Below are 14,161 nucleotides of genomic sequence, written 5' to 3'. Positions count from 1 at the left end.
CAAGTTTGAACTTTTTATTTTAACCACAAAAGCAACAAAAGATTAACACATTAGTATTTTAAGTTATCTAAATAGACCGTAAATAAGATCACATTAGCTTTAAAAATCTTTGATTTTTTATTCTTTTGAGCGCTTTTGTTTTCAAAACTTTTAAATTTTAAATCATTGCTTTTGTATATTTTGTGGTTAATTTTTTAGTTAGTTTAAACAGGTTTGTTATATATAGATGCAAAAATTAAAAAAAGTTTCAGTTTATTTTAATTTTTTCTCAATTAAGGTTCTATTTTAGCTTTAATTCCTTCATTCCAGAACTTAGATTCGGGCATATAATAAAGATATACGTTGTTCGCTTTTCCTGTGTATTCACCGGCAAATTCTACTTTTAAATCCAGATTGATAACTTTCGTTTCATTGGCGGCAAAATGTTCCCAATATAAAACCAGATAATTATCAAAAATTTCATAATAAGCGATCTGTTTTTTATCAATCAAATCCTTCAGCAATGCATTTTGCAACGTCAATCCGGCAGGAATTCCGATTTTGGCTGTCGTCATCGGCAATTGACCGTTGATTTTATTTTTAATTGAAATCGTCATTCTGTTCGTCTCTCCTACTTTTGAAATTTCAGATTTTAATTTGGTTTCCATTGTTAAAGGAATATCAGTACTTTTCGGAGCCTGCAATGTGAAATATTGATACTCCAATTTATAAGGAAGCCCTTTTTGAGTCGGATAATTCACACTGATTGTATTTTCTCCTGTTTTAAAGGCAGATCCTAGGGAATTATTCACGTTAACTTCCGCTCCATTGATCTTTATTTTAGGCTTTTCATTGCCATATAATTTTTCATTTTTAGCAAAAAACTGAGACAAAGCTTCCAATGCCAACGTTGTTGCCTGTGTAGAACCAAAACCGTAATATCCGTTGTAATTGATTAATTCATCGGCAACTTCGGCGATTTTTAATTGATTTAATTTTTCATCTTTTTGCAAAGCCATAACATACAGCGACAATATTTCTGCGTTGGCAGATATTCCGCCTGAACCCGTGAATGTTGTTTTTGTCTTTATATTTTTTTCTTCGTATTGTTTATTTAAAAGACCCAAAATTGTTTCATATTCTTTTGTCTTTCCTAGATTGACAGATGCATTAGCCATTAAAGCCAATTGGTAAGAATCTTTAGTTGCTAAAGCTTTATTTAAGCTGATTTTATATGAATCTTCCAGCTCATTTTTAAAGCCGATTTTAGACAAAGCATATAAAACATACATATTTCTCGACCATGCAAATTCAGAATAAGGATGATTGATTTCATAACTTTTTCTTACTTCAAAAATTCCGTTTTGATTTTTCTTGGATAAAATGAAATTGGTCAAATTTTGAATTAATTTTGAATCAATATTCACATACTTTTTTAAATCTCTAAATTCCAGCAAAGCAAAAGCAGAAATTGCCACATCAGATTCCGCAGAATTGAAGTATCCGAAACCGCCATCCCTGTTTTTATAACTCAACATTTTCTGATAGCCTTTTTTCATGTTTCTAATGACAAAACTTTCTGTTTCTGGTGTAATTTTCTTGACAGATTTCAAATAATCCAGAATAAAAATATTAGGATAAACCGTTGAGGACAACTGTTCAAAACATCCGTGAGGTTCTCTTTTAAGTCTTTCTATATCTTCAAACATCTGTAATGCTGTATTTTCATAAACATAATATGATGCGAAAAAACTTCTGTTGATATATTCCGGAATATCAATTTTTATATCCTCGGTTTTATTATTAATGATCGAATAATAATGTGGAAAACCTTTTTCTTCAACCCCAAAAGGAAGAATCACCGTCTCCCTGAAATCATCTGACTTCACGCTAAACTGAATATTAGAATTAATAATTTCATCAGTCTGTATTTTCACAAATAATCTTCCAGATTCTAATGGCTTTAACGTAATAATACTGTCAGACTTCATCAATTTAACTCGATTTGGAACTATCACATCCATTGTCATTTTTCTGGTTTCTGACGAATTATTTTTAATCACAACAGGAATGGTCATTTGATCCGTTCTCGTCAGATATTGCGGAATTTTAGCATCAATTGAGATCAGACTTTGCGCGGCATAAGTTGTTTCGTTCCTTCCAATTAATCCCGAAGACGAAATTCCTTCCGTTATAATTCTGAAAGCTGTATTGGCATCAGAATTATAAAATTCAACCTGAGCTTTTCCGTTTTTATCGGTTTCTACAATTGGATTCCAATAAATGCTTTCTCTATAATCATGTCGATATGAAGTATTTGTCGTTTGGTAAACGGGATAGTAGAAATCTCTGCTGTAGGAATATCTCACCAAACTATCTTGGGGAATGGTCATCACGGCATAATATGATTTTGGAGTAATATCAAATTTGATGTGGGATATTCTGTTTTTGAAAGAATTAATAACTATCACTCCATTCGCTGCTCTACTTCCATAAATAGAGGTTGCAGCGACATCCTTAAGAACTGTAATACTATTAATATCATCAGGGTTAATCGTCGTTTTAAAGTTCTCTACCGGAACACCGTCCACCACAAACAAAGGAGTTTTATTAGAAATCGAAGCAGATCCTCTTATTTGTACATTAATCGGACTTCCCGGTAGACCATTTGTCGTATTTATAATAAGCCCGGCAACCTTACCACTCAAAACTGAAGCTATATTAGGGTTTTGAAAACCATTGTTATCTACTGTTACCGTGGCTGCGGTTGATTTCGATTTTACAGACATACGAGAATATCCCAAAACAACAACTTCCTCTATATTCTGTGATTTTACGGTATCACTTAAACGTCTCAATTTGGAAGTATTGGAACGGTTTTCAGTACGACTTTTATTTTTTTCTTCGTTAGTTAATTTTTTATCCGCTTCTTTTACGGCTTCCTTCACCACTTCTTCTACATTTACATTGTTCAACGATTTTTTGGCAAGCGGATTTACAGCTAATTTATATGACAAAATTCTGATCTTAACTTCCTGTTTTGGCTGAAAAGACTTTGCAACCAGATTATAAGAATTTCCTCCATTCAAATCTGAAAAATAAAATGTTCCATCATCTGAAGTAATTTGTTTTTTGATTAATGAACCATTGACCAAATAAACCTCAGCTTTTACAGGATTTTTGTTTTCATCTTCTACAATTCCGTAGATCGGATTTTTCTTTTCCGGAAGGTATTTATATTTCTGATTTTTGATAATTTCAGGAAGCAATTCAAAATATCTGTAACCGTTCGTAAGCATTACCAGATCAAGACTTCTTTTTGCTTTTTCTTCTTTTTTGTCAAAATAAAACTGTGGTTTTTCAATTTTTCCTCTTAATTCAGAATCCATTAAAAACCAAGAGATGATATGATTTTGCTTATCGTCGGCATATGTCCAAAGCTTGTCATCAACGACACTCATTACAAGGTTTGCAGGAATGGGTTGATTATTTTCATCTGTCGTTTCAACATTTACAATCACTTTCTCTCTTGGAAGATAATTTTTCTTGATTGGCGTTATTTTCACATTCATCTGCTTGTTTTCATTGGCGAAAATGATACGTTCGGCAAGAGGAATTTCACCTTCAAAAACGGTAAATCTGCAAATTCCGATCGGAAGTTCGTTTTCTGAAATTTGAAATTCATTCAATCCCTTTTTTAAAGAAAATAATTTCATGTAAACCTCTTTTTCACGGAAACTTCCTTTCACAACAACATTTCTTTCATCTGTTGAAATAATTTTAAAATTGATCTTTCCATTTTCTTTATTGAGATTAAAAACAACACCGTCATCTTTAGCCATTGGAAGCTGATAAACCTGATTAATATTTTCGGGTTTTATAACTTTAGCATAATAATTTTCACCTTTTTTAGGCGTAAAAAGAAAACTTCCCATCCCAAAATTGTAAGCCGAAACTTCTGCAACTTTCTGATTATTTTGATTAAGAATCGCTAAAACGGCATCAACCGGTTTTTCAAATTCATCTAATATTTTGAAAGCGATATTTTGTTCGATTCCGTTGATGAAAGTTCCGCCTTCAGGCATAAATTTAATATCAAGATTATTCAAAACAATCGGAATATTTCTAGAAATGGATTCTGTAAATCCATCGAAATTCACTTTAATGTTCAACAAAGCATCAGAAGATTTTAAAACTGACGGAAGAGTAAATTTCAACTGTTTTTTTCCTTCCTTATCTGTAACTAATTTCCCTTGTGAAATGGTTTCGCCATTATGCATTACCGTAAAATCTGCCTCATAAAAAGGAATTGGCAAATTACTCAGACTTCTCATCGAAAAATCTGCCAACACTTCATCTCCTGCTCCGTATCCTTTTTTAGGAAAATCAAGTTTCATTAAAATTCTTGGAGAGACAATTTTCTGTAAAGTGATTTCTTTCTCAAATACATTTTTGCCTTCTTCATTCTGCATCCAATTCGTGAAAGCTCGGATCTTGTAAATTCCGCCTTTCATCTCATCATTAAAGTAGAAATATCCTTCTGCATAGCCGTTTTTAATTTCGTATTTATCTTTTTTAATGACACTTCCACTTGGATCAATTAACTCAAAATTTACGACCTTACTTTGATCGGCAGGAAGATTATTTTCTGCTTTTACAATGTAAATTTTAAAGTACATTTCCTCACCAGGTTTATAAAAAACATGATTGGTCTGTATATACGTTTTTTCTTTCTCGAAATCTTTAAACTGATTTTGCGCTTTCAAACTCAAATTTGAAAACAAAAATCCTAGTACGATATATAATGTAAACTTGAAATTCATAAATTAAAATTGAAATGAAACCATACACCCAAAAGTCTTATAAGAAGGAAGATTGAAGAAATCGAGCCCTCTTCCGTTATCAAAATCGTAGAAATTCTGATTCGGATCTGCTCCTTTATTGGCCTGCCAAAGCAGAATATTATTCACATAAAATGTAATTCCCAGCCCTCTTTTGAAAATTCCTACGTCAAATTTTGCCGTCAAAGAAATATTGTTGATTCTTATGTAGTCTGCCTTTTCAACATAATTTTCTGCAACACCTAAATAGCCGTATCTTGTCCATCGATTTTCTGAAACATCTTGATTCGGATTGTAAAAATCAACAGGAATTTGATTGGTATTTCCACTGGAATTTACGCCTTGAAAAACATAGTTTTTGATATTTCTTTCGTCAGCAAAAATTTGAGAACGTCCGTAATAATCGAGAACAGCCTGCGTTCCATTCCAAATTTGTCCGCCTTTTTTCCATTCCCAATTAATGTCTAATGACAACATTTTATATGTAATATTATGATTGAATTTTAATACAAAATCGGGAGTCGGGTCTGCAATTATTTTCATTCCGTCCGCTTTTTTAGGATAACCAGATTCATCGATAATCAATTCTCCATTAGCATTTCTTTCAAAATAACTCCCCATTACCACGCCTAAAACCTGACCTTCCGCCAACGTCTTATAAATATCACTGAAACCCGAAAGCGCAAGATTATTGTAGCCAGTATTTACCCTGTCAACTATATCTTTATATTTAAAAAATGAAACTTTCTGATTCATTCTAAAATCTCTATCCAAGTAAATATTGTCATAAGAAAAGTTTACTTCATACCCGCTGTACGTATGATCTGCAATGTTTTTTAATTTCAACTGATTATTTTCAAACACAGGAAAAATATCGTTAGTCGTTTTTCTTTTAAAATATTCGGCTTCCACATTCAGTTTGCGTCTGTAACTCAATACAAAACCGGTTTTCCATTCTTTGCTGTTGATATTTGATAAATTTTTAAAGGTTTCTACTTCATTAATCGGGAAATATTGATACGCATTTTGAGCATTAAATAAAGTCGTTCCGTAAGACGCGTAAGATCTTGTAATTTCTGGTTCCGAACTCAATTGCGTGTAAGTTCCGAGCATTTTAAAATTGAGGTTATTCCAATTAAAAATATCTTCAAAAGTGGCATATGCGCCAACTTTTGGAAGCCAATAATTATTTTTCTTAGAGGTATTTGAGATATAGAATGCGTTTCCAATATTTGCTCCTGCCTTAAAATCATAATCATCGTAGTCGAGTTTGTAATTAAAAATATAATCTTGTGACGTTCTTTGATATAAATAATTTTTATTATTTGAATTATTGTAAATATTTGATTCTCTATCATTCAAAATATGATTAAAACCCACCTCACTTCTAAAATCATACCTTCCAAAAGAATAAGTTCCTAAAATATTAGAATTATATAATTTATTATTTTGAGCTCTTTCATTAAAAAATCCATTAGCAAATCCGTAAGTTGAAGGCTTATAAACATCTAAATTCCAGAAGTAATCATTTTCATAAGACTGACTAATATTTAATCTGAAATCACCCCAACTTCTCGCAAGATCAAAGCTGAATTGTCTCCTGTTATCCCGATAATTGTATTTATTTTCCTGATCAAATAAAAACTGTGGATTGTCTGCAAACTGGCTGTAACTTCTTTGTAAACCATTTGATAAATACAAATTCTGCTCATTTGAAAAAGAAATCGGCGTTAATAATGAATTTTGATAAACTCTGTTGAAGAGTCCAATTCTGTTGGAGTTTGTGGCTTTATTTTCTTCATAATTAAAGGCAAAATTTAAGCTGTATTTTAAAATTTTTGTACTTAATTTCGTTTTAAAAGAATTTATAATATTATACTGATCAATAAAATACATTTGATCTTTCTGTTGTCCCAAATCTAATGATAGCCGGAATTTATCACTATAATTATAGCTATAACCATTATCACCGATGAATGCGCTCAACCTTAGTTGATTATTGTAGCCGACAGTTGTTTTAAACAGATCATTATGGTAAGCTTTTGCGGGAGAAATTCCGTTGGTTAAAGGAATTAATCTTCCATTTTGGTCATACTCATAAGCCTGATGATCAAATCCTAATGTAGAAATATCCGGCCCAAAACTGAAGAGCTCATTGGTTTTAGGACCCTGCCAAATAAGTTGCCCGTTTTCCGATCTTCCCTGAACATATTGAGTCTGAGTCTGCGGAATAGAATTTCGACTTTTGATGTCAAAAGAAGTGGTGAAACTTCCGTTAAAATTCAAATATGTTTTCGTTTGCCTTTTAAGTTTAAAAGTATCTTGAGCAATCTCTTTTAATTTTCTTATTGAATTAAAATTCTTATCTGATTTTATCGTCAACTTTTGAGGAGAATTTTCAATACTGAATTCATCCTTCGAATCTTTAGAAACCAAACTGTCATACGTTTTGCTGCGAATATTTTCTACTCCTTTTCTCGCGATTTTACTTTCAAGAATATATTTAAGTTCTTGCGGACTGTACACAACCATCTTATTTTTTCCATTATTCCAAACTAAGGTGTCGAAAGTTTTTGCGGCAATGATGGCAAAACCTTTTTCATCGGTTAATTCATAAACACCGCTGTTTTTATTTAAAACCTTTAAAAAATTCTGTGGTTTTTCTTTATGATTTAAAAATATTCCGGAATAATAAAACTGCGAATTTTGCGCTGAAACAATTTTAAAAACAAGAAGAAATAGCAATAAATAAAATTTTCTCATATTTTAAATTATATTAATAAATGGCACTTTCAAAGGAAACTTTCCTTTAAACTCATTGTGTTGAAAAACGGTTAAAATTTTAATAAATCTGTGAGTAGACTACGGTTTTTCCTTATTCTCTAAATGTTTTTTTTCATTTACATCTTTAACCTTTGATGCTTCTTTGGTTTCCACTACAATAACTCCGTTTACAGCTTTACTTCCATAGATTGAAGTTGCTTTTTCTCCTTTTAAAACGGTCATTGTGTCAATAGAATCTGCATTTAAGCTCTTGAATTTTGCAGCATCAGAAACAGCTCCGTTGATGATATATAAAGGATTTGCATCTTCTTTGACCGAGCTCACTCCACGAATAACAATCGCATTATTAGATTCAATTTTTCCTGAACCTATATTGATTGAAAGCCCTGAAACCGATCCTTGCAATGAGTTTGTAAAATATTTATTTCCTACTTTTTCTGCCAATCTCGGAACTGCTGCAATATTCCTTTTTATATTTGATTTATTATAACCCATAACCTCAGGATTAACTCCATTATCAGGTGTAAGAGATTCTGCTTCAGACGTTTCCTGTAAAGAACTTAAAAGTGGATTATTAGATTTCTTTTCAACTTCAGCAGAAGAAATTGTTTGTGCAGAAGATGTAATATCTTTTTTTGCTCTTTTCATTCCAAAAGCGGTTACGACAACTTCTTCAATATTCTTTTGTTTTAAGGTATCCTCCATTTTATAGGGAGCGATAGACGGAGGTGTTGGAATACTTTGAGGTGCAACATCAAAAACGGGAGATGGAGAAGGAACGTGCACTGAATTAACAGCATACCCCTCAAGTTTAACTACAGGATTTGGTACTGAAATTTCCTTCTCAAGATTTGATTTTACAATCTCATCTATTTTTTGAATTTTCTCAGATTGAGCAATTGTACTTTTAGGAATTTCCGTATTTTTTGCAATAACAGGTTTTACAGGTTCAGTTATATTTACTTTTTTATTCAAAAAATAAAACCCTCCTACACCGATCAGTAAACTTGCTGCAATTCCATACGGAAGCCAGATTGGGAGAATTCTTTTTTTATCTTCTTTTTTATCTAATTTCTCTTCAACTTTAGCCCAAACTTTATCAAAACCCGGAAAAGTCGCAGGTTCTTCTACATCTTTAGAAGCCTCATTGAATTTTTTATCGATATCGTGATTATTTTCCATTGTCTTAAAAGTTTAAATGTTTTGATTGATCAAAAGTTCCTGTAATTTTTTTCTGGCAAAATTGAGTTGAGATTTCGATGTACCTTCACTTATTGAAAGCATCATCGCAATTTCTTTGTGCGGATAACCTTCAATCGCAAACAGATTAAAAATCGCGCGGCAACCTTCTGGAAGAAAGTTTAATAAACCCAAAATATCTTTCTCAAAGGAGATTCCATCTGTTGAATCTGAAGATTCAGCGTGGCTGTCTTCTAGCTCAATGTGTAAAGCTTTACTATTTCTTAATTTCTGCAGACATTCGTTTACAGCAATTTTTCTTGCCCAACCTTCGAAAATATCATGATTTTGCAGTTGATCAATCTTCGTGAAAATTTTGTAGAACGTATCAGCTAATACTTCTTCAATATCTTCATCGTTTTTAAGATAGCGTTTGCAGACCGAATATAATTTTCCCGCCATTTTTTCGTAAACTTTCCGCTGTGCATTGCGGTCGTTCCGTTGACATTCTAACAGTAATTCTCTTTCCATAGTCAGGCTTTATATTAGTATAGATGCAGAAAATTTCAAAAAGGTTGGAAACATGATAAACTTTTTTTAAAATTAATGGAAAATGGCGAATGTAGCAAAGAGATTTATTAGGGTTGCAAGCTGGAGGTTGGAGGCTGGAGGTTATTAAAGTTTAAAAGATTAATTAGTTTTAAACGATCTTCGTTCGAGTACTTTTGATAATGAAATGAAAAAAAATATATTGAAAAATTTAATTAAACTTAAATTCTCGACATGATTTACACTTCAAAAATCTACTCTAGGAGATATTGAACTTTCGACATAAACCTTCTTAAGCTCTGATTAATAAACTGTTCAATATTAACTTCAAGCTCCCCACTTCCAACTTCCCTACCCTTCCATCTACCTTTTCATAAAAAACTTTCATTTCAAATTTAACTTTTCCCTTTGTAACATATCTTATAACTTACCGACTATTCATATAAATAATCTTTTTATAGTAATGAAAAATAACAAAATTGCATCATTACTTTTTGTTTTGTCTGCAGGAAGTATAATGTTTGCACAGGATGACTTAATCAATAAGTTAAAAAACAATCAATCTCAAAATGCCAATTTTAAATTCACGACTTTAAAGGACGTGGGGGCAACTTCGGTAAAAAATCAAGGTTCATCTGGAACTTGCTGGAGCTATTCAGGAAACTCTTTCCTTGAATCTGAAATGCAGAGAATGGGTAAAAAACCTGTTGATTTGGCAGAAATTTTTACGGCAAGAAATTCTTATCACGATAAAGCAAAATTATACGTTCTTAATAACGGAGCAATCAGCTGGGGAGACGGAGGAGAATTGCATGATGTTGTTAATATGTACAAAAAGTACGGAGCTGTACCTCAGGAAGCTTATACAGGTTTGAAAAACGGACAAACAGCCAACAATTTCAAAGAAATGCAGGATAAATTAAAGCCTGTGTTGGATAGTTTGGTTCAGGCAGCTACAAAAGGAAAACTTTCTGATAACTGGATGGATTCTGTAGATGCGATCTTGGATGAATATTTAGGAAAAGTTCCTGCTAACTTTACATATGACGGAAAAAATTATACTCCAAAGACTTTTGCTAAAGAAGTTGTAGGTATCAATCCTGAAGATTATGTAGAAATTTCTTCTTACAAAGATTATCCATACTACCAGAAATTTGTAGTTCCAATTCCTGATAACTGGAGTCATGATTCTGACTGGAACGTTCCAATGAAAGACATCACAACAATCGTTGATAACGCAGTAAGCAAAGGATATTCTGTAGGTTGGGCAACTGACGTTTCTGAGCCTTATTTCTCATATAAAAATGGTGTTGCCTATGTTCCTGACATGGATTTAGACCAAATCAATGCTGAAAACAAAGGAACTTTATTCACAGAGCCTAAAAAAGACAAAACGATCACAGAAGATATGCGTCAGAAAGCTTTGAATAACCTTTCTACAACCGATGATCACGGAATGCACATCGTAGGATTGGCAAAAGATCAGTCTGGAAAAGAATATTATATGGTTAAAAACTCTTGGGGTGTAACCAACGATTTTGAAGGATATATTTATGTAACAAGACCTTATGTTGAATATAAATCAACGGCAATCTTGGTTCACAAAAATGCGATTCCAAAGAATATTTTAAAGCAATTGAAACCAACTGAAAATATTGGTTTATAAGAAATCACTGTTGTCATTTATTTGACAATTTTAGATATTTAAATCTGTTAATAGACCGTTCTCATTTTTTGGGAACGGTTTTGTTTTTGAACTTATTTTAACTTTAACCACAAAAGTTACAAAAGATTTTAACACTTAAGATTTTTAAGTAAAACTCATACTGTTAACAAGTACACATAAGTTTTTTGAAAATCTTTGATTTTCTTCTTTTGTGAACTTTATTATTCTCGTATAGTAAAACAAACTAATCAAAAAAGCTTTTGTGCCTTTTGTGGTTAAAAGTTAAAATTCAATATAAATCAATTCAAATATCAAAATTAAAAACCGCTTCCAGAAATTCCGGAAGCGGTTTTTGTTTAAAAAAATAATTAGGTAGAAAATTTAATATAAATAAGTGAATTGTCAATGGTTTACCAAGCTAATAGTCTAACAGCGAAGTAAATTCACAACTCAATAATTGTCTTTTTTAGTAAAGAACTCCTAAACTTTCAGCTGAAAAGTTTAAAAGGTCATCTGTATTTCCTTCTTTTACTTTTTTCACCCATTCCGGATCTTGTAAAAGGGCTCTTCCGACTGCGACAAGATCGAAATCTCCTCTTTCCAGCCTTTTTATTAATTCTGATAGATCTGCTTTTTCAGTTCCCTGTCCTGCAAATGCTCCCATAAAATCTCCTTCAAGACCTACAGAACCTACAGTGATTGTTGGTTGTCCTGTGATTTTTTTAGCCCAACCTGCAAAGTTTAAGTCAGAACCTTCAAATTCAGGTTCCCAAAAACGACGTTGTGAACAGTGGAAAATATCTACGCCAGCTTCTTTTAAAGGTAACAACCATTCTTCCATTTCAGCAGGTGTTGTTGCTAATCTAGATTTATAATCCTGTTGTTTCCATTGAGAAAGACGGATAATAATTGTGAAGTCAGGTCCAACCGCAGCTCTCATTGCTTTAACGATATCAACAGCAAATTTGCTTCTTTCTTTCAATGTTTTACCACCGTATTCGTCAGTTCTCGTGTTGGTTACTTCCCAAAAGAATTGATCGATCAAATAACCGTGAGCTCCGTGAATTTCAAGAACATCAAATCCAAGATCTTTAGCCGATTTTGCAGAAGCTGCAAACTGAGCAATAGTATCCTGAATATCTTCCAATGTCATTGTAGAAGCCTTTTCCATATCAACCAAAGGATAATCTTCAGAACTTCTTGTATCACCTACATGCCAGATCTGAGGTCCCATTTTACCTCCATTTTCATGAACGGCGTCGATTACGTTTTTCCAGCCGTTTAATGCTTCTGTTCCATAAAAATCAGGAATATTCTGCATGTTTTTTGAACCTGGTCTGTTGATTACTGTACCTTCAGAAAGGATCAAACCTACTTCTGAAGCCGCTCTTCTTGCGTAATAATCTGCGATTTGCTGAGTGGGTACTCCGTTATCAGATTGTGCTCTTGTCATCGGAGCCATTACCACTCTATTTTTAAGTTGAAGATTTTTATAACTAAATGGACTAAATAATGCGTCTATACTCATTTTGCAATTATTTTATATTTAACATTTTTAAATTGTTACACAAAGTAACTAATAATAGTTCGGATTTGTATCTTATGAAGAAAAAAAGTGGTAACTTCGCAGTAACTTACATTAGTAACTTAAAAGTAACGTATGATAAAGAGTGAATTAATGAAATACAGCTGCCCTCTAGGCAAAGCAATGTCTGCATTGGGAAGCAAGTGGAAACCGATCATTGTATTGGTTATCAAAGACCGTAAACTTCGTTTCGGAGAGCTTGCCGTACGAATTAATGTGATCTCAAGAAAAGTGCTGACCGACCAGTTAAGAGAAATGCAAACCGACGGATTGATCATCAGAGAAGAGTTTAAAGAACTTCCTCCAAGAGTTGAATATTCGCTGACAGAAAAGGGATTGGCGCTGTTGCCGATTTTATATTTGCTGGAAGAATGGGAAGCGAAATTTGATAATAAGGAGGTGCAATATGATAAGGATTGTAATTTAATTAAGAAGGAAACAAAAAAGGCTGTTGAAGCTTAATATTGGTATTTTGTATCGTTGAAAATTAATTCCTTGTTATTTTATTTCTGTAATTCATAATAGGCTTTTCTATGAGCTGATAAGAAATAGCAGCAGTAATAAATGACAAAATAAAGAAAATAATAAACTTTAAAGATCCCGGAATAAAATTGAAATATGAAATTTCTAAAATTCTGTAAACCAACCAATGGGTAAGATATAGTGAATAAGAAATCTTACTGATGAAAGTAACAGATTTTATTATCAATGGATTATCAGATACATACCCTTGCAAAAAAGGAAATAACATAGCAATTCCTATTCCCAAGACAGAAAAATAAATTGTATTAAAATATTGAATATCAATAAATTGACTTTTAAAAACCATATATTGGTTAAAAAATAAAATAATGATACCTGTTATTAATAATACATACTTTTTTGAGGAAATTTCATCTTTAAAATATTCAAATCCATAAGCAGTCAAAATCCCATAGGCAATAGAGTCCAGACGGAAAAATGCGATTTTTCTGATCCCTTCATAAAAGGTAAAATCATACTCCGGAAAAGCAAAAAATCTCATCATCAAAAAGTATGAGATAAATACAAAAATACCTATTCCAAATAATTTTTTACTCGATATTTCGGAATTCAATTTTTTAATCATAAAAAGAACAGCCGGAAATAAGATGTAAAACCACTCTTCAATACTCAAACTCCATGAAACTCCAAAAAATGAAGATTGATGCTGAAAAAAATTCTGAATGAAAAACACATATTTCCATACACTAAAATCACCATTCTTCACCGGATCCAGAAAGTAATTTCCAACTCCATACACCACTAGCATTACAAAATACAGTGGCAACGTACGAAGCCAACGTCTAATTAGAAAATTCTTCAGTTCCTTTTGAATATTATCCGAATTAAAAACATTAATCAATAATTTCCCGATAAGAACACCACTGAGAACAAAGAAAAATTCTACCCCAAAAAAACCACTAAAAAAAGAGTAAAAAAATGAGTTGGCTCCAGAATATACATATCCCAGCACATGGCCAATCATCACAAGCAAAATGGCTATTCCACGAATAAGATCATAACCGAAAATTCTTTTCATCACATATTTTTAATAAA

General features: G+C 32.3%; 8 protein-coding genes. 2 read left to right on the top strand and 6 right to left on the bottom strand.

The window, feature by feature from the left end; genetic code table 11:
* Positions 1 to 272: 272 nt before the first annotated feature.
* The 4 genes from SB689_RS20810 to SB689_RS20795 all read right to left on the bottom strand — a co-directional run bounded on the left by SB689_RS20810 (position 273) and on the right by SB689_RS20795 (position 9,314).
* Positions 273 to 4,802, bottom strand: coding sequence for a TonB-dependent receptor plug domain-containing protein (locus tag SB689_RS20810; protein ID WP_410694004.1), 4,530 nt, complete (start codon positions 4,800 to 4,802; stop codon positions 273 to 275).
* Between the two features lie 3 nt (positions 4,803 to 4,805).
* Complete coding sequence (locus tag SB689_RS20805; protein ID WP_410694003.1) at positions 4,806 to 7,583, bottom strand: hypothetical protein; 2,778 nt, start codon at positions 7,581 to 7,583, stop codon at positions 4,806 to 4,808.
* 99 nt (positions 7,584 to 7,682) lie between these two features.
* Complete coding sequence (locus SB689_RS20800; RefSeq protein WP_410694002.1) at positions 7,683 to 8,786, bottom strand: TonB-dependent receptor plug domain-containing protein; 1,104 nt, start codon at positions 8,784 to 8,786, stop codon at positions 7,683 to 7,685.
* 12 nt (positions 8,787 to 8,798) lie between these two features.
* Positions 8,799 to 9,314 (bottom strand): RNA polymerase sigma factor, encoded by a 516-nt coding sequence (locus SB689_RS20795; RefSeq protein WP_410694001.1) that lies wholly within the window; start codon positions 9,312 to 9,314, stop codon positions 8,799 to 8,801.
* A 481-nt stretch (positions 9,315 to 9,795) separates the two neighbouring features.
* Between SB689_RS20795 and SB689_RS20790 the strand changes: the two genes are divergently transcribed.
* A complete protein-coding gene (locus SB689_RS20790; protein ID WP_410694000.1) occupies positions 9,796 to 10,998 on the top strand; it encodes an aminopeptidase C in 1,203 nt (400 codons plus the stop codon).
* Between the two features lie 466 nt (positions 10,999 to 11,464).
* Here the strand turns inward: SB689_RS20790 and SB689_RS20785 are convergent, their stop codons facing one another.
* Complete coding sequence (locus SB689_RS20785; RefSeq protein WP_410693999.1) at positions 11,465 to 12,526, bottom strand: NADH:flavin oxidoreductase; 1,062 nt, start codon at positions 12,524 to 12,526, stop codon at positions 11,465 to 11,467.
* A 132-nt stretch (positions 12,527 to 12,658) separates the two neighbouring features.
* Between SB689_RS20785 and SB689_RS20780 the strand changes: the two genes are divergently transcribed.
* Entirely contained in the window at positions 12,659 to 13,045 is a 387-nt protein-coding gene (locus SB689_RS20780) for a winged helix-turn-helix transcriptional regulator (RefSeq protein ID WP_410693998.1), read from the top strand.
* A gap of 25 nt (positions 13,046 to 13,070) precedes the next feature.
* Here the strand turns inward: SB689_RS20780 and SB689_RS20775 are convergent, their stop codons facing one another.
* Complete coding sequence (locus tag SB689_RS20775; RefSeq protein WP_410693997.1) at positions 13,071 to 14,144, bottom strand: acyltransferase family protein; 1,074 nt, start codon at positions 14,142 to 14,144, stop codon at positions 13,071 to 13,073.
* Positions 14,145 to 14,161: the final 17 nt, after the last annotated feature.

This window comes from Chryseobacterium sp. SIMBA_038, assembly GCF_046535115.1.
Classification (GTDB): domain Bacteria; phylum Bacteroidota; class Bacteroidia; order Flavobacteriales; family Weeksellaceae; genus Chryseobacterium.
The sequence above is the reverse complement of the archived record's forward strand: the minus strand, read 5'-3'. Positions and strand labels throughout refer to the sequence as shown.